Raw genomic sequence first — 19,866 nt, 5'->3', positions numbered from 1 at the left:
GTCACTCCCCCAGCTTGACGCTGTAGCCAGTGCAGAACGCCGCTTGCGCCTTTGTAGGGGCCAGATCCTGCCATCCGGTCAACTCAACGCGTGAAACCGCAGGCACGTGCACCTGCGCATCCACCGCTGAACGCGCCACCTCGACGCCCAAGCGTTTGCGTGGGTTGATCCAGGCCGCGAGCCGTCTTTCTGCTTCTGCCAGCGCCACGGCGCTTTCAGGGCCGGGGCCTTTCATGAACAGCACCGCATCAACGCGGTACGGCAACACTTCGGCGCTTTGCACCGTCACCCGATCACCCAGCGGCCGGACGTTTTCATCATTGACCGCAGCCGCTACCACAGACAACAACTCAGGACCGACCGCTCCGTCACCGGACAGGCCAAGCACCGTGACCGTAACGCACGCCGGGGACGGGCTTTCAGCGGACGCATCGGCCACCAGTGCCGATGCATTGCGGGCATGGCGAATGTAGCTGTTGCGCGGCCCGGCTGTTGTCAGGCCCTCATACGCCATCTGGATTCGCTCGCGGTAAGCGTCATCGCTTTCCGTGATCTTTTCCAGCGGCGGCACTGCGCTTAGATCTTCAGCCTGGATCACCAGGCGCGGGGTGTTGACGTTCGCACCCAACTGATCGAGGTCGCCACGAATGGCATGGGCCAACAGTAAAGCCTTGGCCGCATCGTTCACCCGGGCGCGATCACCGATACGCGCATAAGCACCGGCCTCCAACAACTTGACCACCGGATCACTCTCCAGCGGCGCACTCCAGTTGTCGCCCATGAATTCACGGAAGACACCGAGCGACTCCGTGTAGACCTCCTCAAAATCCAGAGGCTCAAGCACGTCCGGCGCCGGCAACTCGGACAGGTCGACGATACTCATACACTCACCTCTAACAATACGCTCTCGCCCAGGTAGCGCCCGGTGACTTGGATCTTGATCAACCCGCCCAGGACGGACACAGCCTGCACGCGCTCCAGCTTCAGCCGAGGCTCCCAGCGGCCTAACGCCCTGCTCGCCTCGGCCTGAACCGCGCCCTTCCAGCCTTCGTTGACCGGCAGATCCACGTAACGGCGCAGCTTGCTGCCGTAGTCCGGTCGCTGCCGACGGCTGCCAAGCGGAGTGCTCAAAATGTCAGCGATGCTCTGCCGCAGATGCGCAATGCCCGAAATGGGCTGGCCGGTGTGGCGGTCCATTCCGATCATCTAAGTCACTCCTGCAGTAGTTCGAATTCCTCGTTGGATTTGAGGTAATCCAGCGCTTCAGCGTCAGTTGCCGGCACCGACACACGCTGCTTGAGGACCACAAGAGCGCGGCCACTGTCGGGCAGAATCAGGGTGCGAGAGGTATAGAGCTTGTCGCGAAACGTTGAGCCAGACCCAGCGCCGGCAAGGGGTGTTTCAGAAGTCTTGGCCATGGTTTCTCCCGGGCACAAAAAAGCCCGCTCGCGGCGGGCCTGTGAAATTGAACGGCTAGTGTTTGTGGTTCGCGCTGTTGCCGCCAGCGTCAAGGATCTTGCCGGCACTGGTGATGTCTTTCACCGCGTGCAAGGCGCCCTGGACCGCTACGTTTTTCGTAACGGACAAAGAGCCTTCAATGGCAACGTCTGCAATCAACTTAACGTTGGTAGTCGTGACCGTCACCGCGTTATCCGTAACCACCGCCTCGGTCGCGCCTACCTTGATGGTCACCGTGCCCGTGGGCAAAGTGATGGTGTAGCTCCTGGCCTTCCAGTCGTAGACCAGGGAGCCGCCATCGTCGAACCGCCACACCTCGACATGATCACGGTTATCCGGTGGGGCACCGGCGCCGCCATACAGCCCAGGTACAAAAGTGCCAATTCCTGCCTGGCCGCTGGGATTGAACAAAATCCCCTGCTCGCCCAGGCTCGGCGCACGCCAGTGTCGAGCCTTCCCTGCCGCCTGGCCGTGCCAGCGCACCCAGGCGCTGACCCAGTCTCCCGACTTGACCCGCACGGCCGGGGCCATCAGATCGACCCCAACCACCACACACGGCATCAACATGGCCGCGATCATCCGGTCATGCTCGCCCGTCTGATAACTCATGGCGCGCCCCCTGGACTATCAACGTCCGGGTACGCTTCAAGGTTGAGTTTGAGCATGCTCGGCTTCTCTTCAGGGAAAGGCCAAACCTCCACCCCCAAATAGACTTGGTGAGTCCACTCGACCACCCACACGACATAGCCATCCAGCTCAGGCTTGGTCCAATCCTGAGTGGCTCGCTCAAACTGGGCAACGTTGACGTCAAGCCCCCAGCTTTGCTGCCGGAGCAGCACCGCCAGCTGCGAAACCAGGTGCACCGCTTGCTCGTGGTGATTGGCCTTGATCGGGTCAACAATGATCCGGGCTTCAAACTTACAGACCAGGCTGGACTCGCCAGTACCGATATCGATACCCGGTTCAAACTCAGCCATTTCGAGAAACACAGACGGCAGTGGAATGCCTTGGTTTTCCTGTATATCCGGCCAAAACACAACCTCCTTGATGCCCGACAGATGCTCCGTCAGGTGTTGCTCGATAGCCTGGTACAGCTGACTCAGGCTGAACGGCTCATCGGACATTGGCGCTCCCCTTCAGATACTTCTGCAGTTCGTAGTTGAGCTCTTGCTCGAGGACAACCAGCAGCTGTTCATCGGCGCGTTTGATCCACGCCTCAAAGTGCGGCCGGGCTTGCTCCAGCGATACCTTGGCTTTCGCCAGAGGAAAGCGGTTGTCGTTTTCCTCAACGAAACCACTGCGCCGCCGCCCTTGAGTCGCCTCGGGGTAGTCATCGCTGTTGAAGTGCTTGCTGGCAGTGCGGATCCAGATATCGGCGCTGTTGCCGTACACCTGTTTGTAAAACGCGCCCTGATAGCGACGCCCCGCCACCGACACACCTCTGCCGGTTTGACGCGCCCGACCGATGCGGCTGGCCTCAATCGCGTTGAGACCAAACCACAACTTGCCGCGCATGGCACCTCCGCTGGTGGGATACGCCCGCAACCGTTGCCGCACAGCGCCAATCGCGATGCGCTCTTGCTTGCCCACCGCCCTGGCGATATGCGTGCGCAGCCAACCCAGGGTTTTATTGATCGCTCGCCGTTGTGCGGCTGCTGCAGCTTTTGGCACAAGCCGGGCGAAGTCCTGAAAGCGCTTCAGGTCTGCCAGTGACGGCTGAATGTTGATCAACCCACCGTCGCGTTTTTGCTGTGCGTAGCTGCCGACACTCATGGACGCTTCCTCAAGATCAGGGCCACCAGGCCGTCACCACCAGGCTCCAGCTGCAGCAGGTCATATTCCCCGCCGCCGTCCAGCACAGGCAGATCGACGGTGACGCGCAGGCCTTTGATCAGGCCGTCCGAATCACGTACGCGGATCTCAAAGCGCGGCTCTCGGATGGCCGTTTGGGTCTTGCCAAACTGCGGCGCCTTCCATGGCGCCATGAACATGCCCAGCACCGGCTCAGCGCGGCCTTCGATCTGGGCTGAATCACCCAGGGTTTCGAAGACCACGTCGTCGATGTCCTCGATCAGATCGCGAAACGCCACGATCAGAGTTCCAGCAGGATCTGCGCCAGGGGACGCGTGCACAGGTGCAGCGGGTTGGACTGGGCTTCACCTGCTACACCCTTGTTGAAGGGCAGCGGCTCGATCTTGCTGTAGTACGGGATGCCTTGAGTGTTGACCGTTTCCATGTAGTCAGCCGGTGCGAACGAAGAGATGTACAGGTCAGGGACACCTTCGGGAATCAGCAGAGCCTTATCGTCATGGACGAACGAAATGCCTGCCACTTTGCCACGATAGCGCTCCCAGACGATCCCGCCGAACTCGAAGCTTTCCCGGGCATCGCCACGCAGGGCGGCGGCCTGCATAGTATTGAGATAGGTGTCTTTGACCGACTTGTGGACGATCAGCTTGTTCCAGAAGTTCTTACCGCAGAAGGCGCGAGAGCCAGTGCTGGTAATGCTGCCCAGCGCCTCTTCTTGCATGTCGAGCGCTTCGCCGGCGCGCACACGCAGCTCAGTGTCCGGGTTGCCAAGGCCCATCGGCAATTTCTTGCGCTGGACGCCGAAAGTTTTATAGATGTCCAGCAGCACGGTCTTACCGTCAGCATCCAACACCTGGCCGTTCAAGGCCCCCATGCGCTGGAATTCGTGAGTGGCATCCAGCTGACGGCGAGCCTTTGCCAGACGCTTGTTGACCACATCCTGCACAGACTGCAACTCGGTACGCGAGCCAAAAGCGCGAATGCCCTGGATCTCATCAGCCTTGATGGTGAAGCGTTCCGGCAGGTGCACGGTGTTGAAAGGGATCAGTTGACGCCTGGTCGCGCCGACCACCAGGCCAGAGGCACCGCGCTCACCCGCTGGCACCAGTGCCAGAGTGTCGCCGTCCTTCTCGATCTGAACAGTGATCGTGCTGATGCCCTCTTCGCGAAACAAGCCCAGGCTGCTGATGCGGCCCGGCAAGTATTCCTGATCATTGATTGCAGCGGTCAGGGAGGAAACGCTGAACGCGTCATCTTCAAAAATGGCGATATCGGCCATGGGGTACTCTCCAGAAACGAAAAATCCCGCACTCGGCGGGATGAATAAACAGGGTGATCGTCTTAACGGACGATGATGTGGTTGACGCCCAGGGCCTTTTCGGCGGCGGGATCGAGGCCGGTCAAATGCGCTTCGCTGACTTCGGCGAGCCGCACAATGGCACGACCGCGCCTTACCACATCAGATTCGCTCAATGGCCCGTAGAGGATCGCGATGGCGTTTTCAGTGCCATCCTCTGCGGTAGGCTTATACGGCGCAAATTCGCTGGTTGCGGTGATCAGGCCCAGGATCTGGCCCGGTTCGAGCGCGGCGCCGGCGGCGACATTGATCGCTTCGCGGGAAATGTTGCCAGCACCCTCGGACAGCAGGAACTCGCCTGCGTGCATCGATTCAATTTTCATGCTCTTGCTCCTTTCGAGTTTCCGTTCTGAGCCGCCTGACGGGAGCTCCAGATTGCGTGGGTGTCGACCTGCTTGGCCTTGACCGTGGGTTCGGGGTCACTGTCCAGCGGCAGGCTGTTGTTGATTTCAAAGCCGCCGCCGCTGCCCACCAGCTTGTCGAACAGTCGCGCCCTGACTGCGGCTTCGTCCAAGCCGGCGGTGATGAATTCACCGGTCAGCTCGGGCAGTCGTGCGGCAACGCACAAACCGTGCAGGGCTTTGGCCTTGGTCAGCGCCGCCTGGATCACAACTTCGCTTTCGAGATTGGTTGATGCCAGCAGTGGTTCCACCAGGTTACTGATGCCTGCAGCAGCGCAACCTTGCGTGACCATCAGTGCCAGTTTTGCCGCGTCCACCACGGGAGCCGGCGCCGGTGGATCGTTCGGCGCTGGCAGTTCCACCTCTGGATCTTCATCGAGCTGGGCCAGCAACTCAGGCGGGGCATGCTGGAACCGCTGCAACACACTTCCCTGGCCGAGACAGGCGCTAACCTTGAGGCCGTCACCCACCTCATCAGCGAGGCCCAAGGCCACCGCTTCATTGGCCGTTAGCCAGGTTTCAGCGTTAACCATGCGCCGCAGCTCGGCCTCGTCGATGTCCGGCGCCTTGGCCTTGTAGGCCGCGATGATCGCTTCCAGCGTTTGGTCCAGCACATCGGCAACGCGGCGAAAGTCTTCCGCATCGCCACCGGTGAAGGTGTAGGGGTTGTGAATCATCAACATCGCATTGGCAGCGATCACCACCCGGTGAGCGCCACATACCGCGACACTGGCCGCGCTGGCCGCCAGGGCATCAATACGACCGGTGCAACGCTCGCCCAAGCGCGACAACGCGTTGTGGATCGCCAGACCGTCAAACAGGTCACCGCCGATGCTGTTGAACGCAACAATCACCGGTGACACGCCGTCATCCATGGCGCGCAGATCCTGCACGAACTGATTGGCGGTGACGCCCCAAGCGCCGATCTCGCCATAGACGAAGATCTCGATGTTGCGCTGCTCGGCTTCGCCGCTGGCCTGGAGCGTGTACCAGCTCTTGTCCGCGACGGTTACCTGCTTACCAGCTTTGTCGTAAACGCGAGGTTTCGCTTTTTTGCTCATGGTTGTTCCTTGTCATCAATCGTCTCGATGGCTTCAAGAGTCGTGTAGTTGAGTCCGAGGTGTGTGGCCCTGGCGAGATCGGCGGCGTTTTCCGTGTCGACCGTTTCCGCGTCGTAGCCCGTGCGCAGCACCATCTCGCTGCGCGACGCAAAGCCTGCCTTCACTTCCATGCTCCGTGCCTGTACGTCCTGCACCGGCTGGATGTAGGCCCACCCTTGCGGTACCCAACGGGTGCGCAGGTATTCGCGACGTCGTTGCGCGTAGTCCTCAAGCACCAGGGCACCGGACAACACCGCCATGTCCATCCAGGCCGCCCGCACCGGGCGACACAACTGATGCACATACACACCAAATTGCAGCTGCTCCAGACGCCGCCGGAACTCGTTGAGCACCACCCGGAGCGCCCGGTCGTTGACCTCGCGCATGTCGCCGGTGAGGATCTCGTAAGGCGTGCCCGAACCCGCCGCCGCAGCCATCAGCTGCTGCCGCATAAAATCCGGGTAGTTGTTGCCGGCATCTGGTGGCTTGGAGAATTCCACCTCTTCACCTGGACCCAGCTCCTGCATGGTGCCGGGCTCCAAGGCGACCATAGGCGTGAAGCCATCGCGGTCAACATTCAATGGCATGCCTGTAACGGGATCGCGAGGCTGCTGCGTTGCCTCCGGTGCCGGGCGCTTGATGAAGCCCGCGAAGAGGTTCGCCACTTCCTGCCGGAACAGCACCGCGTCGTCGTAATTATCCAAGCTGCGCAGGCGCTTCAGCACCGGCGCCAAGCGCGGTACGCCGCGCAACTGCCCGGGCTCCATCGGTTCGAAGATATGCAGCACCTGGGCCGCAGGAACGCGTACCAGTTGGTTGTAACCCGCATTCAAAGACGACGAGTCACGCGGATGCGCCAGATACATCCAATACGCCACTCGCTTGCCGGCAGGGCTGAACTCGATCCCGGCACGGATGACATTGCCGTTTTTGGCCGCCTCGAACTTGTCGTGAGGAACAAATTCAGGCGCCAGCGCCTGCAGCTGCAGCGGCACTGCCAAACCTTCGCTCGGGCTGCGGGGTCGCAATCGCACAAAGCATTCACCGGCCGTTTCTACGGTGCGCGCCACCAGGGCCTGCATGCCGTAGAAGTCGGTCAGCTCATCGGCGTCTGCCTCATCCACCCAGTCATCCCACAGCTGCTGCTTGAGCTTGCGCAGCTCGGCGTCGGCCGTGGTCGGCCTGGGCGTGATGCCGGTGCCGATCAGGTTGCTGACGCGTTTGTCGATGACGTTGAACGCATAGGGGTCATTGCGCACGGCTGCCCGAGAGCGCGCACGCAGGTTGCGCAGTGCCGGGGTGTTGATGCTGTTGATGCCGTTGTCGGTGGCCTCCCAACTGGCCGAACGACGGCCCTCCCCGGCGCCTTCGTAACTGGCCTTGATGTTCGACGGCAACAAGAATCCGTTACGGGTCAGCGTCGGATAATGTCGGGCCATTAGATTCCCTTGCCTCCGTGGGTAAGCCGAATCACGCGAGAACGCGGCCCGGCGGCTTGGCTCAGCGACGTGCGGATCTCGTCGCGGGCCTTGAGCAGTTCGTCGATAGAGCGGTACTCCACCGTGCGGTCGCTGTAGCGCACGGTCTTTTCACCGCGTGCAATGGCGCGCTCGATGACTTCGAGGTGCTTCGGGGTAAACGACATATCAACGTCTCTTCAGGTAACCGCTGGTGGAGCTGCGGCGTTGTGGGGGTGCAGCGGGTCGCGGCTGGACCACAGGTGCTGCAGGTGGTGCTGCAGGTGCCGGTGCAGGTTGCGACTGACGCGCCGCAACCGGTGCTGGTGTTTCGTCAGAATCGACGCGCTCGCCTTGTACGGGCTTGACGCCCAACACATCGTCGAACAAACCGGACTGAGCCAGCGCTTGGCGTACCCGCTCCCAGTCGTGTTCTTGGTAGCGATTGATGCCCAGGTAATGCGCCATCGCCAGGCAGTACACCATCAGGTCGAGCGCTTCGTTGCGCTCGGCCTTGCCCTTGACCCACTCGATACGCTTGTAGCCTTTGACGTACCGGGCGACCTTGCGCTCGGCCACGCACTGGGCGAAGAACTCGTCCGGAAGGTCGTTGGCAAAGTGCAGCGAACCGGGTCCGTCCTCGAATGCGTAGCGGTTGTAGATCCAGTCCTTCGCGGTGTCGGTACCGACAAACCACAGCTCGGCGCCGCCGCGCTCGGTCTGCCCCTTCCACGTCACGTCAACCATGGATGGCCGCTGAGCGATCACCGGCTTACCGGGCTTGCTCGCCCCCTTGAGCGCGAATACGTTGCGCCAGCGCCGCACGCGGCAGAACTGGTACACCTCATCGGTGTGGTGACCACCAGAGTCGACGCCCGTCGCCAGGATCGCCAAGGCAACACCGCAGGGATGCCGGTATCGAGCTTTGAGCTTTTCGTCCAACACCGCCCAGGTACGTTCATCCGCAGGGTCGCCCCAGATCACTTGGTGGTCGACCACCCAACGTTCCATCCCAACACCAAAGCCCATCACCATCAGCTCCAGGCGGTTTGCCTGGACGTCGACGGCGCCGGTCAGCATCAGCACGCCCACCGGCATACTGCCGAGGGTGTAGGTCTCCAGTCGTGCCCGAGCGATCAGCACTTCAGCCTTGGTCTGCTCTTGCGCGCTGTCCCAGACCTTGGCGAGACGGGTGTTGTAGAACACCTGCATCAGGCCCATGTCGCCCTTGGCCTGGGCCTTTTTGGCGTCTTCAAACTCCTCGGCAAGCGAGGCCCAGTCCTTCCAACCAATTGGCGAGTAGAGGGCATTCAGGTGGAAACCCACCGTCTTGCCATCGCCGCTGCCATGGGCACGCCACTCGCCACGGGCGAGCATGTCGGTCTTGTGATGCTCCTCGATCAGGACGTCACATTCAGGCGCGGCGCACTGGTAGTGAACCGTGCGGTAGTCCTTGCTATAGAGCAGCCGCTCCCACTCCAACACCTGCATATGCCCGCATGAAGGGCACGGCACGTAGTAGTAACGCTGGTCGCTGGACTCGAACAGGTCCGCGATCCGCGAGGCGCCCTTGATCGTCGGCGAGCTGGAAAAGTAGATCTTGGCATTGCGCCCGAAGTTGGTCGCCCGCGTCTCTGCCAGCACGATGGGATCACCCTCCTGGCCGACGTCATTCTCCCAACGGTCGACCTCATCGCCGTAGATGTAGCGTGCCGACAATTCGGAAAGGTTCGCAGCCGAACCCGCCGTGGTGACGTACAAGGCGCCGCCCTCAAACTCCTTTGTATCCATGGTGTTGCGGGCATCCCGCGAGCGGCTGGCCGCTACTCGCTTCGCCAGTTCTGGGGTCGCCTTAATCGTCTTGCTGATCCGTCCGGAAACCCGCTTGGACAGGCTCAGACTGGGCAGCAGCGCCAGGATGTTGGACGGTGCCATGTGGATCAGCCCGCCCATCCAGTTCAAGGCGATCTGGGTTTTCATCAGCTGCGAGGCCACCATGGTGATGACTCGCCGGCAAGGGTGAGCCGGTGACAGGCAGCGCATGGGTTCGCGAGCGTACGGCGTCCGATCCGTGCGGTACTGGCCGGGCTCAGGGGCGCCGGTATCTCGCGGGATGCGCATGTACTCGTCGGCCCACTCGTCGATCCAGAGGTCAGGGTCAGGACGTAGTCCACGGAAATACGCCTCACGGTACGCACGGTCACCGTCAGGAAATTCCGTGGTCATAGGTCAGCTCGTTGTCATTGCTCGTTCAAGGTCGGACGAGGACATGCGCTCAGCCTCTTCCAGTGATTTACGAAGTGTCGCCGCCAGGTGTTTCTCGATGTCCCAGGGATCGGTCATGGTTGCAACCTTGTGGGACAGCTGGGGCAACAGGCCGAACAGTTGGTCGCGCAGATGGCGCCCCGCGTTGTACGCCCCCATCTCGACAGCATCCCTGGCTACCAGTGAGCCCTGCGCCTTGTGCAGCTCGATCTCGGCCAGTTGCGCCAGGTTGTGTTCGCGCATGGCGCGAGCCTTCTGGAAGTCGTGTGCCTTGGCGCCTACAGCAATAGGCTGCTGCGGCGCAGCCGTGTTAGTCGGCTCGACCAGGGGGGACAGTTGGCTGTAAACGTCACGCTGGATCCGGTCCTGCTGGTGTCGAGCAGCGACGGCGGCCTTGCTGGGGTCGGCGGTTTCGACGATCAGCGCTTCAGTTGCCAGCACGTCGACCATCTTGCCGTCCGGCGACAGGACCAGGCGATTGTTGCCTTTGAGCCAGGTGATGTAACTCGGCGTCCTGCCGATGCGAGCCGCGAAAGCGCTTTTAGACAGAAACAGTGGATCCGTCATAAGCCCTCCTTTTCAACGGCTTTTCAATGGAAACCTTTCAATTTCAATGGATTGAATTTCAGTAAGCTGGCAGCCCACCCGCTAACGCTTTCCCGCGGGTTTCATGCCCCGTGTACCTCGAATCCCCCCAGGGTCCCCGGCGATTTTTCGGCGCCCCAAAATCGTGCCACCCGGAAAATCGAGGCCTTCCGGGTCGACACAGCGGGCATAAAAAGCAAAGTGCTACCATCAGATAGTCCTTCCTCAGCAGAAGGCATGCCGAGGAAGGACGCCTCATCAATCACGAAGGGTAAAAGATGGCTAAATATCAAATTGCTCATGTCCGCCAAAGCGGTCAAGACATGATCATCTTTCCGCTGACGTCTTCGTTCGGCTCTCAGTCGAACACGTCTCAACAAGAGATCATGGACTCGCTCCAACAAGCAGCTTGGGGTGCAGACCTAGCTGGACACGTCGCAGTCATCTGGCAGTCCGGGAATCGCGTTCACTTCCGCGCCCCAACTGCCTGGCATTCGTTCTTCAGGTCCCCGGGCATCTGGGAATGGGTGATGACTAACATCAACAAGGAACTGACGATCTAACATTTCTGCGAGAGCTGCGGAGTTATCAGCTGCAACATCAGTACCCATGATCGGGCAATTCTGTTCCGCACGAGCCTGTAACAAAGCTGATTCCAGCGCAGCAATGATCTTCTCCAGCGTTCCATCCCGGCGGTAAGACAGACTTGTCAGGCCGCCGGTTTCTGTCTTCACCCACAGTACTTCTGAGCTTTTCTCAAAAACATGTACCTTCATGGTTCGGTCTCCTCTTACGCAAACTCACGCAACGCCTCTTGCAGCCGCTTGGCTTTGACGATGGCTTCAGCATTACTTTCGCGTTCAGCCTCTACCGACAGGGCTACCTCTTCGATGCGACCAGCCAATGCCTTCATGCGCTTGCTGAACTCGTCAGAAAGACTCACCACCTCTCCAGACAGTGCAGCCAACACATCCAATGCGCCCTCGGGCTTCTTGATCGAAACAACGGTCTGCTTGGCTACCTGAGTCACGGCCTGGTCCTTCCTGAGTTTTGGGGTTGCTGCGTCACGCTGAAACTTTCCGGGTACCGGCTCACGGATCAGTCCGGCATCTTTGAGTTCGCCAAGCGCGCGGCGTATTGCAGGGGCTGCGGCACCAGTGGCTTTGGCTGCCTGAGTGGCGGCGTGGATAGCGGGAACGCTCCAGCTCGTTTGGATCGGTACGTAACCAAAAACTTTCTGGGCAATAGAAGACTGCCCGGCGAGTATCTGCTGCTGCCTGGATTCGTTCATGCCTGAAGACCTGCTTAACGAGTGGATGGATGCTATTCAGCACGATTCGACTGGGAGGCTGTTTCGCATACGCCCAGCCGCTTGGCGGCCCAGCGTTCATAAAGGCCAATTGCAACATCGGCACCGGCCATTGCCGTGAGGCAACCCAAGCTGCCGGCGGTCCAGATAGACATGCCAGCCGCTATCATCAGCATCATGGCCGACACGCCACAGACGATGCAGGCACCCGATCGAAGCACCAGCCGCCGAACCAACGCCCAGCCCCGAGCCCCGTCCTTATCCGCTCGCCACATCTCACCCGATACGCCGCCGACCAGAGCCAGGACGATCACTAACCAGATCGGCATCTCAGCCAGCGCTTGCTGCTCATTTGTCATGTTGTGCCTCAAATGAAGGAGTGTGCCGGACACAAAAAAGAAAACCCCGCCGAAGCGGGGTTAAGTGACCGGTCTAGGGGAACCGGGTAAAGCTGCACAGCACGTGCGAGGTCAGCACCGAGGCGCAAATTCCATATCGTGGGGACTTTTTACCCCCTGAGTGCGAAACCGAAAAGGGGGCAATTTCGGTTAACCAGCTCGACGCAACTTTGACGCAGCTTTGAGGAGACTTTGAGGTAAATCACCCCGACCAGTGGTAAGCCACTTCCGGGCATCCGACCGCCCAGCAAGCACCTGTAACAGCCGAAGGTGCAGGCTGTGCACTTGATCGTAGTAGGTCCGCTTTACGCGGGACGTTGACCCGCACAGATGCAACTGCATCAACCACGTTGGCGCCGAGTCATCGGTATAACGAAGCACCGCCAGACGCTCCAGCATCTGACCGCGCTCATCCTGTCGACTGACCTCAGCCAGCGCCGCTGCAACCTCTTGCGCAACGGCGTCAATGCCAGCGCCGCCATTGAGTAGGCTGCGAGGCCCAGGCGTACCACGAGGAGCACAACCACCCCACTCCATGATCGTGGCCATTGGGCTGCCCAGACCGCCGGCAGTGCCACAGCGCCGCGTTTGCTCCCCCCAATGGTTCAACAGAGTTTCCATTTCTTCGATCATCGCCCCGCTCCCACGCTCAAAACCCAACCCGACACAGAAAACACCTTACCCAACACAAACCCAACACACCTAAAACCCTTTAAATTCAATAGCCTTAAATCAAATGTGTTGAGTGTGTTGGGTGTGTTGGGTTTAAGGGTACTCGCATAAGAAAAAAATCTTGCTGCCATGGACTCAAATAACGTCGCCCATGTGCGTGCGCGACGCCAAACCCAACACACCCAACACACAAGCCGGAAAGCCGCGAAATAGAAGGCTTTAAATTGTGTGGGGTATCGAAAACCAACCCAACACACACCCGACACACCCAACACACATATAGCCGGACTCATGCTGCAGCCGCCTTGATGTGGTCCCAGTTGTCGACGTTCCACCCCGCCAGGCGCGCCGCTGCCCGCCAAGTAACTACCGCTTTGCCCAGGTCGGCCGAGCTGAGTGATGGGGGCTGGGAAGCCTGCCCGTCGCGGGGAAAGAAGAAAGCTCCAAACTTGCGGTTGCTACCGTCAGTCCAGGGGATGGCGCGGGTCTTGTCCACCTCAGAGCCAATGAACAACGAGAACTTCGTCTGGCTCATCACGTGTTCTTTGTTGCGGTGGCACCACTCCAGGAACATCGCGTAGATGTCGGAGGACAAACAGGCGCCCCACATATCACGCCCAAGCTCGCCGTACTGCCAGAGGAACAGGAAAGTTTGCCAGCTGGCCCGGCTCAATGCCACCAACCGCTCACGCGCATCAGTGCTTGGCGGTCTGGTGCGCTGGTCGAAGTCACCTAGGTCAACGGACAACAACCACGCGTACAGCGCTGCAACACCACCATTCTCCAGCTCGCGGCCCACCGCTTTCTGGCGCTCCACCGGTAGCGTCTCCATCGGCCACAAGACCAACATTCGCCGATCACTGGGAGCGATCGGCCAGGGCATGATCTCGTTGCTGAGGAACGCGGCATTCATGTGGTTGGCCTCCTCCCAACCGTTGATAAACTTCGATTCCATGCGCACCGTCTTGCCGGTCACCAAGTGCTTGATCTTGCCCACCTGGTTGTAACGCTGATCACGGCTCACGACCTCTTCGAACACCGCCCACAACTTGCGGCTTTGCCAGGCGTTAAAGTTGCTTTCGAGCTGAGTCTGCCCGACCGTGGCCGCGTATTGCCCATAGAGCAAACCGAACGCATCGGCGAACAACAGGCTTTTACCCGAGCCCTCCATGGTCGAGTGGGCCAGCACCGCCGTATCCATCTTCGCGCCCAGGTGCTGCAACGGGTACGCCAGCCACTTCACCAGCCAATCGCGTGACGACTGGTCGTGGTTGCACAGGAATGAAATCAACCACCGCAGGTTCTCGCACGCGGCATCGTCACGCGCCGGCTCCATGGGCAGCCCGTCGAATGTGTTGATATAAATGTTGGGATCCTTGGTCATCGTCGGGTCGAACACGATGTTCTCCACGTCGACCACGCGCCGCTCCGGGCTGTTCAACCACATACCGTACATATCACCGAGGGCCATCTTGACCGCGCCTTCGGCAACCCGCCGTTTCTTTTCCCTGTCCCAAACGTCCTTGGTACCGTCGATGTACACGTACCGTTCAATCGGCTCCAGGTTCAGAGCCCCACCCTTCTTGCCAGCCATCTTGCGGGCTTGCTCGATCTCTTTGACCTTGTCATCCGAGATCAGCTTTTTGGTGGTGTCGTCTACCCACTGTTTCGCCAATGGCTTACCGACGCGAGCCTCAAACGCAGTTTTCTTCATCACCCGCGCTTTGTCGAGATCCCACACATGCGTGGTGCCTTCGACCAGCACGTAACGCCGCAGTACTTGTTCATAGGTCAGCACCTCCCCCGCTCCCCCGTCAGCAGCTGGAGCGGCCTCACTTGGCGGCACGCGGGAGTCCTGCTCGCTGGCATCCGCCGATGGGGCTGGGGGAATATCTTGTGGGGCTGGGCGCGACGCGTGCTGCATACCCAACATCCGAGCGGCGTCTTTCACTGCCTTCGATTGGTCGCCATCGTGGTCCAGCAGGCAAAACACCTCAAACGCGTCATTCTGGTGACCGTTGGCCAGCGGATCCGCGCCGTGGTGCGAATAGACCTTGCGGTCTGTGACCGTCACACCAGGTAGCCCGGTGCTGCTGTGTGGATACAGCCATTTGTTTCCGCGCTTGATGTAATCATGAGCGCGCAACAGCTCCTCCACATCGTGGCACCGATTGAACTCATCAATCACCGAGGGTTTGCCGTCGGTGGGTAGAGTGCGCTTGATCGGTTTTGCCGCAGGCTTCTTTGGCTTCGGCGCCCATGGGCACGCGGCCTCGGCGTTGCGCTTGAAGACGTCCCAATTCTGCCAAATATTCAGCAGCTCGTTGGTAAGCACTGGCAGACCATCAGCAGCATTGGGCGGAGTACGCCAGGTATACGGCTTGCCAGTGCCCGGATGGATCGATGGCGGGAGTACGTCCTGCACCAAGCCCGCACGCAGCTCAAACACCGTGAAGCGCTTATATTCCTCAGCCTCGGCTTTCGCTGCCGCCTCACCAGCAGCATCTCCCTGCTCTTTCGCCGTCTTCGCCCGAGCCATCAGCCCCTTGTGAATTGACCCGTCGGGGTCTTTTTCATTGGGCCAGGATAGCGAGTGGCGCGTGAGCTCGATGTCATCCGGCATCTTGAACAGCACGCGGAACCGCAACGGATTGCCCACGATGGTCGGATAGACCACCGCCATAGCATCCAGATCGAGCCCCATCTGGTCGAACAACACAAACCGCGTCCACTGCACATCGTCGACATCCAGCGAGCAGACACGGCTGGGCCCGAGCACCACGCCCAGGTTGTGATTAGGATTGCGTTGCCAGAATGCTTCGGCGGCACTCGGATCGGTGATGTAACCACCTGGCTTGTTCCAGCCCATGCCTTTCGGCGCCTTTTCGCCCGGATCAATCGGGACCAGGGCAAGGTTAAAGGTTTCGATGTAGCGGCGAGCCCAGGACGATATCGCTGTGCTGGTGGATTGCTCACTCATCGCCGCCGCTCCCGCAACCCCTGGCAACTAACGCAGGTAGCACAACCCTGGATCGTCTGCTGCCGAAGTAACGGGATAGGCTCGTCGCAATCCTCACAGAATTGCGCACTGACGGAGCACGTTGGGCGCGGACGGCTCGCCAGTGCGAGCTGTCGGAAATGTTCAGCAGCATCGTTAGCGATATCGATATCGTCAGACATTGTCAGCGCCCTCCATAGCCTTGCGCGCACCAGCCATTATGCCCAGCACCTCGCGGATAACATCCATGCCGCGCTGCTCCAGCAAGAGTACTTCGTGGGGCTCCCAGACGTTGTCGGCGGCGCCGTCGTGCATGCAGGCCACGAACTGACCTGACTCCTCGAGCATCTTGCCGACGGCCTTCAACGCATCAGCAGTTGCCGGTACCGGAATTGGCTTGTACCAAACGGCACCCGCAGGCCTGACAAGGGCATCTAACAGGCAAGGATCGGCGGTCAGCCTGATCACCTCTTCCATTTCGTCAGGATCCAGCCAGCGCCGCTCTTCATCGTGCTTGACCTTCTTCTGCAGGCTGTCGTAATCGAGCACCATGTCGAGCGCCAAAGCGGTCACGCCGCCCCGGTAATCATGGGCTGCGCGGTAGATCGCTTTGCGCAGAGAAAGAACCGGCCCAGCGGCCGGTGATTGATCTGTTCGACTCATAACCGTAAATACCCCTTTTACGGTCTAGCCATAGAAACGGGCACGCCCTATCCTACGACCACGACCGATGTGCATGTGCTGTATGTCGTCGTAGCCGGACTGGGGAAATCTTGTGGTGAGAGGCCCCAGTTCCGGCACCTGTTTAAGCCGCTTCAGAACCGCGCAGGTACGCCCAATCGATATCGGGTCGCATCACTTCGCAGACCACAGCCCCTTTGGACTCACGCTCAATGTTGACTGCGAGAGCCGCACTTGCTCGGCGATTGCAATATGCGACCTGCCGAAGCTGTCCTGCCGAGGTGTCGCATTTACTCGCGAACGCCTCTAGATCCGTCTTGTTAAGACCTTTCAAAAATTCGTGCAGAGTCATGTGCACCTCCGTTCTGGATACGCAGATTAGCAATTGCTAATCAGCACAGCAATAGCAAACCGTAATTTACTGTTTGCTAACGTCAAGCGATCATGAGAAATGGATATCTACGAACAGCGCATCAGGGCTCTACGCCACGCCATGGCAGGGCTCACCCAGAAAGACTTCGCCAACCAGCACGGGTTGGACGCTTCCTATTTGTCTCAGCTATTAACAGGCCACCGAAAGCTCGGCGAGAGAGCCGCGGCCTCGCTTGAGGCAAAGATCCAGCTCGCCCCTGGAACGCTGGTAGCGCCCACTCAGTCGGGCGATATTCAGGCCGATACCAATTTGCACCCGCCGGTGCTTCCAGGCAAAAAGAAGGTGATGGAGTCCCTTGGCTTTGTCACGATCCCCCACCTTGATGTAGCCGCGTCAATGGGATCAGGCAATGTGCCGCCCGATCATCAAATTGAGGTAATCCGTGAAATCACGGTCCACTTGGACTGGATCAAAACACAGGGTCTAGCGTTTTCCGGAATAGAGAATCTGGCAATCATCACCGGTGACGGCGACAGCATGAATGGAACGTTTCGCGACGGCGACTCCTTGCTGGTCGACCGCGGCATCACGGACATCAGAACCGACGCCGTGTACGTGTTCACACTGGACGGAGACCTTTTCATAAAGCGCTTACAACGCCTAACTGGCGGCTCCCTGCGCATGATTTCAGATAACCCAATTTATCCAGCAATCATGATAGAGGGGGCCGACCTTGAGAAGGTCCACATCCAAGCCAGGGTATTGCTGGTTTGGAATGCTAAAAAACTTTAGTCGCCGCTGAAGAAATCCAAGCCCGCATTCGCGGGCTTTTTGTTGTCCGCCCCGGCAAAGAGTACATACGTACTCTTTTTTGTTGCCGTAGGAGCCCTCTCGGAATACTGTATGAATATACAGATACCAAGGAGGACCCAATGGCTAAACCAAACCCCAAAACCCCCGCCCCAACAACGTCCATTGAGCTACTGGGCGCGCGTCTTCAGAAAATAATCAATGCCCCTGCCGCACAGAAAGCGCACGCCGCAATCATCTTCAAAACCGCCGATGAGGCGCAAGAAGACTGGGACCAGATCATTGAGGCGATAACAGAAACCGATGGGGTATACGTCACCTTTCAGGATGACGGCGCTATTCGCGTGTACTGGGATGTACCAGAAACTGACTAGCCACACATGACGAACCTCAACTAATTTAGCATCTGCTATTGCATTATAATTTAGCTATTGCTAATTTTGTCTCGTACTCCTCTCACCACAGGTTACGAGCCATGCAAACGACACAGCACAGCAACACCCGCTGCCCGGTGTACCTTCACCCGGCGGCGGCAACCAGCCCCGCCGCCGTAGAACGTATCCAGCGCAGCACCGGCCTTCTGGTCATCGTCAACCTGGGCCGCGCCACGATTGCTCCCGCCCCCACCGCCGACGATGAACTGGGCCCATGGGGAGGCGACGCAGCATGAGGCCTATTCTGATTGGCCTCACTGGCCGTGCCCGCTCCGGCAAGTCGACAGCCGCCGAACACCTGGTTGGCACTTACCTTCTGGAGCACTACGCATTCGCTGATCCGCTCCGCGATGGCTTGATGGCGATGTTCAACCTCGACCCTACCGACTTCGAAGGCGATCGCAAGGAGCAGCCACTGGCTTGGCTCGACCGCTCGCCACGTCAGCTGATGCAGTCGATGGGCACTGAGTGGGCACGCAACACCGTGCACCCAGATGTATGGGTAAAGCTCGCTGAACAAAACCTCGATTACATGACAAAGGCGCTGGGCGCGGTGCTGGGCTTCGTCATTAGCGACGTGCGCTTTGAAAACGAAGCGGACCTCATTCGGCGGCGCGGCGGCACGGTCATTCATATTTTTCGGGCCGATGCACAAGCCGTGAACCCTCACGTCAGCGAGGCCGGGGTAGCTGCTCATAAGGATGATCTGACGCTGACTAACTACGGCACGGTCGAGGAGTTCCTGCGCGCGCTGGATGAGGTGTTCCTGATGGTTCGCCGCATCCAGCAACACTCCGAACATCTCACTGCCTGAGGCCGCAGCCATGAACCGCACCCTGGATCAAACCGCAGCTTTGCTCGGGCTCAAGCCCCGCGCCTTCCGCACCAGGTTGCGGGAACTCGGCGTGCTGAATTCATCCGGCGACCTGGCCAGCGCCCACCGTGAGCGTGGCTACCTGTTCTCCGACCCGCGCAGCCGCTGGAATCCAACACTCCGCAACTACACCCACTACTCCGTGGTGATGGTTAAGGAAGCAGGCGTTGAGTGGATCGCCAAGAAGCTGGACATCACCATCACCAAGAAGGACGCAGCAGCATGAAGACGCCGAACGCCATCAACTCCGCTGTAGGCGCTCTGAAACTGGTGCCAATGTTCCTCAACCACCCCGGCGTGATCAGCCGCGCCACGCTGATCGGCGCCTCAGCCGAAGCCGTTGAACTGCTGGAGGCATTGCCCTGCGTGTCGGTCGAGCTGGCCGAAGTGTTCCGCTGCGTTGACGCAGTGATCGCAGAAGGTCAGATCGCCTACGTGACGCCGGTGAAGTGCCCGGAATACCCATACGGCGCTGTCGTCGCAGACGCCGAGGGCAACGTCCTGGCAGCGGCCAAGGGCAAGAGCAAAGAAGGTCTCGCCGAACTGATCCGGCTCAAGCTGGTGCCCCGAAAGGAGGGGCATGGGGAGGAATCCGCGTGACCACCACCCTGGAACAACTCCGGCGCCAGTTCGCCACGCCGTGCCCAACCTTAACCGCCGTGCGTGAACAGTACTTCACGCACATACGCACCGACCGCTACCTGCTGAGCGAAATCAAGGCCGGTCGGATCGCCCTGGTGGTCAAGCGGCTGCACTGCTCGGCCCGCGCCAAGCCAGTCGTTTACCTGCACGACCTGGCCGACTACCTCGACGCCCAGGCGACGAAGCAAGCGGCCTGATTCAAACGGTAGCCCCTGCCGTCCAGGGGCGACACAGCCAATGAGG

General features: G+C 59.8%; 28 protein-coding genes. 7 read left to right on the top strand and 21 right to left on the bottom strand.

Translation table 11 applies throughout. From position 1 onward, the window contains the following. Position 1: 1 nt before the first annotated feature. From BBG20_RS25075 to BBG20_RS24980, 21 genes are all read right to left on the bottom strand, one after another. Positions 2-883, bottom strand: coding sequence for a baseplate assembly protein (locus BBG20_RS25075; RefSeq protein WP_065908219.1), 882 nt, complete (start codon positions 881-883; stop codon positions 2-4). Continuing rightward, the gene (locus BBG20_RS25070) at positions 880-1,206 is read right to left on the bottom strand and encodes a GPW/gp25 family protein (protein ID WP_065908218.1); all 327 of its coding nucleotides are present in this window, start codon (positions 1,204-1,206) and stop codon (positions 880-882) included. Before BBG20_RS25070 ends, BBG20_RS25075 begins: the two co-directional genes overlap by 4 nt. 5 nt (positions 1,207-1,211) lie before the next feature. Further along, positions 1,212-1,418 carry a hypothetical protein gene (locus BBG20_RS25065; protein ID WP_065908216.1) on the bottom strand — a complete coding sequence of 69 codons (207 nt, stop codon included), beginning with the start codon at positions 1,416-1,418 and terminating at the stop codon, positions 1,212-1,214. Between the two features lie 55 nt (positions 1,419-1,473). Continuing rightward, positions 1,474-2,067 carry a phage baseplate assembly protein V gene (locus BBG20_RS25060; protein WP_065908214.1) on the bottom strand — a complete coding sequence of 198 codons (594 nt, stop codon included), beginning with the start codon at positions 2,065-2,067 and terminating at the stop codon, positions 1,474-1,476. Beyond that, on the bottom strand, positions 2,064-2,582 hold the full coding sequence (locus BBG20_RS25055) for a hypothetical protein (RefSeq protein ID WP_065908212.1): 519 nt from the start codon (positions 2,580-2,582) through the stop codon (positions 2,064-2,066). The genes BBG20_RS25060 and BBG20_RS25055 overlap by 4 nt, the downstream gene beginning before the upstream one ends. Further along, positions 2,572-3,231: a hypothetical protein gene (locus tag BBG20_RS25050; RefSeq protein WP_065908210.1), complete on the bottom strand. Its 660-nt coding sequence runs from the start codon at positions 3,229-3,231 to the stop codon at positions 2,572-2,574. The genes BBG20_RS25055 and BBG20_RS25050 overlap by 11 nt, the downstream gene beginning before the upstream one ends. Next, positions 3,228-3,548, bottom strand: a complete 321-nt coding sequence (locus BBG20_RS25045) for a head-tail joining protein (protein WP_034106725.1) — start codon at positions 3,546-3,548, stop codon at positions 3,228-3,230. Before BBG20_RS25045 ends, BBG20_RS25050 begins: the two co-directional genes overlap by 4 nt. A gap of 2 nt (positions 3,549-3,550) precedes the next feature. Continuing rightward, positions 3,551-4,546: a major capsid protein gene (locus BBG20_RS25040; protein WP_065908209.1), complete on the bottom strand. Its 996-nt coding sequence runs from the start codon at positions 4,544-4,546 to the stop codon at positions 3,551-3,553. Positions 4,547-4,608: 62 nt separating this feature from the next. Next, a complete protein-coding gene (locus BBG20_RS25035; protein WP_065908208.1) occupies positions 4,609-4,947 on the bottom strand; it encodes a head decoration protein in 339 nt (112 codons plus the stop codon). Continuing rightward, the gene (locus BBG20_RS25030; protein WP_065908207.1) at positions 4,944-6,086 is read right to left on the bottom strand and encodes a head maturation protease, ClpP-related; all 1,143 of its coding nucleotides are present in this window, start codon (positions 6,084-6,086) and stop codon (positions 4,944-4,946) included. The genes BBG20_RS25035 and BBG20_RS25030 overlap by 4 nt, the downstream gene beginning before the upstream one ends. Continuing rightward, positions 6,083-7,564 (bottom strand): phage portal protein, encoded by a 1,482-nt coding sequence (locus BBG20_RS25025; protein WP_065908205.1) that lies wholly within the window; start codon positions 7,562-7,564, stop codon positions 6,083-6,085. Before BBG20_RS25025 ends, BBG20_RS25030 begins: the two co-directional genes overlap by 4 nt. After that, positions 7,564-7,770 carry a phage head-tail joining protein gene (locus BBG20_RS25020; RefSeq protein ID WP_034106735.1) on the bottom strand — a complete coding sequence of 69 codons (207 nt, stop codon included), beginning with the start codon at positions 7,768-7,770 and terminating at the stop codon, positions 7,564-7,566. The genes BBG20_RS25025 and BBG20_RS25020 overlap by 1 nt, the downstream gene beginning before the upstream one ends. 1 nt (position 7,771) lies before the next feature. Then, entirely contained in the window at positions 7,772-9,808 is a 2,037-nt protein-coding gene (locus BBG20_RS25015) for a phage terminase large subunit family protein (protein ID WP_065908202.1), read from the bottom strand. A gap of 3 nt (positions 9,809-9,811) precedes the next feature. Beyond that, a complete protein-coding gene (locus tag BBG20_RS25010) occupies positions 9,812-10,414 on the bottom strand; it encodes a terminase small subunit (RefSeq protein WP_065908201.1) in 603 nt (200 codons plus the stop codon). Positions 10,415-10,854: 440 nt separating this feature from the next. After that, positions 10,855-11,208, bottom strand: coding sequence for a hypothetical protein (locus BBG20_RS33020; RefSeq protein ID WP_177343962.1), 354 nt, complete (start codon positions 11,206-11,208; stop codon positions 10,855-10,857). A gap of 14 nt (positions 11,209-11,222) precedes the next feature. Then, a complete protein-coding gene (locus BBG20_RS25000) occupies positions 11,223-11,723 on the bottom strand; it encodes a hypothetical protein (protein WP_065908196.1) in 501 nt (166 codons plus the stop codon). A gap of 32 nt (positions 11,724-11,755) precedes the next feature. Next, the gene (locus tag BBG20_RS24995) at positions 11,756-12,100 is read right to left on the bottom strand and encodes a phage holin family protein (RefSeq protein WP_065908195.1); all 345 of its coding nucleotides are present in this window, start codon (positions 12,098-12,100) and stop codon (positions 11,756-11,758) included. 1,000 nt (positions 12,101-13,100) lie between these two features. Beyond that, a complete protein-coding gene (locus BBG20_RS24990; protein ID WP_065908193.1) occupies positions 13,101-15,791 on the bottom strand; it encodes a bifunctional DNA primase/polymerase in 2,691 nt (896 codons plus the stop codon). Beyond that, entirely contained in the window at positions 15,788-15,991 is a 204-nt protein-coding gene (locus BBG20_RS32060; RefSeq protein ID WP_065909428.1) for a TraR/DksA C4-type zinc finger protein, read from the bottom strand. The genes BBG20_RS24990 and BBG20_RS32060 overlap by 4 nt, the downstream gene beginning before the upstream one ends. After that, on the bottom strand, positions 15,984-16,472 hold the full coding sequence (locus BBG20_RS24985; protein ID WP_065908190.1) for a phage regulatory CII family protein: 489 nt from the start codon (positions 16,470-16,472) through the stop codon (positions 15,984-15,986). The genes BBG20_RS32060 and BBG20_RS24985 overlap by 8 nt, the downstream gene beginning before the upstream one ends. Positions 16,473-16,614: 142 nt before the next feature. Next, positions 16,615-16,842: a transcriptional regulator gene (locus BBG20_RS24980; protein WP_065908188.1), complete on the bottom strand. Its 228-nt coding sequence runs from the start codon at positions 16,840-16,842 to the stop codon at positions 16,615-16,617. A gap of 99 nt (positions 16,843-16,941) precedes the next feature. Between BBG20_RS24980 and BBG20_RS24975 the strand changes: the two genes are divergently transcribed. The 7 genes from BBG20_RS24975 (at position 16,942) to BBG20_RS24945 (ending at position 19,820) form a co-directional block, all read left to right on the top strand. Then, positions 16,942-17,655, top strand: a complete 714-nt coding sequence (locus tag BBG20_RS24975; protein WP_065908186.1) for an XRE family transcriptional regulator — start codon at positions 16,942-16,944, stop codon at positions 17,653-17,655. A 140-nt stretch (positions 17,656-17,795) separates the two neighbouring features. Beyond that, positions 17,796-18,047 carry a DUF1654 domain-containing protein gene (locus BBG20_RS24970; protein WP_065908185.1) on the top strand — a complete coding sequence of 84 codons (252 nt, stop codon included), beginning with the start codon at positions 17,796-17,798 and terminating at the stop codon, positions 18,045-18,047. Positions 18,048-18,148: 101 nt separating this feature from the next. Next, the gene (locus BBG20_RS24965) at positions 18,149-18,343 is read left to right on the top strand and encodes a hypothetical protein (protein ID WP_065908182.1); all 195 of its coding nucleotides are present in this window, start codon (positions 18,149-18,151) and stop codon (positions 18,341-18,343) included. Further along, the gene (locus tag BBG20_RS24960) at positions 18,340-18,921 is read left to right on the top strand and encodes a deoxynucleotide monophosphate kinase family protein (protein WP_065908180.1); all 582 of its coding nucleotides are present in this window, start codon (positions 18,340-18,342) and stop codon (positions 18,919-18,921) included. Before BBG20_RS24965 ends, BBG20_RS24960 begins: the two co-directional genes overlap by 4 nt. Positions 18,922-18,931: 10 nt before the next feature. Then, positions 18,932-19,207, top strand: coding sequence for a hypothetical protein (locus BBG20_RS24955; protein WP_065908178.1), 276 nt, complete (start codon positions 18,932-18,934; stop codon positions 19,205-19,207). Beyond that, complete coding sequence (locus BBG20_RS24950; protein WP_065908174.1) at positions 19,204-19,581, top strand: hypothetical protein; 378 nt, start codon at positions 19,204-19,206, stop codon at positions 19,579-19,581. Before BBG20_RS24955 ends, BBG20_RS24950 begins: the two co-directional genes overlap by 4 nt. After that, the gene (locus BBG20_RS24945; RefSeq protein WP_032888577.1) at positions 19,578-19,820 is read left to right on the top strand and encodes a pyocin activator PrtN family protein; all 243 of its coding nucleotides are present in this window, start codon (positions 19,578-19,580) and stop codon (positions 19,818-19,820) included. Before BBG20_RS24950 ends, BBG20_RS24945 begins: the two co-directional genes overlap by 4 nt. Positions 19,821-19,866: the final 46 nt, after the last annotated feature.

Source organism: Pseudomonas aylmerensis, from assembly GCF_001702265.1.
Lineage (GTDB): Bacteria > Pseudomonadota > Gammaproteobacteria > Pseudomonadales > Pseudomonadaceae > Aquipseudomonas > Aquipseudomonas aylmerensis.
The sequence above is the reverse complement of the archived record's forward strand: the minus strand, read 5'-3'. Positions and strand labels throughout refer to the sequence as shown.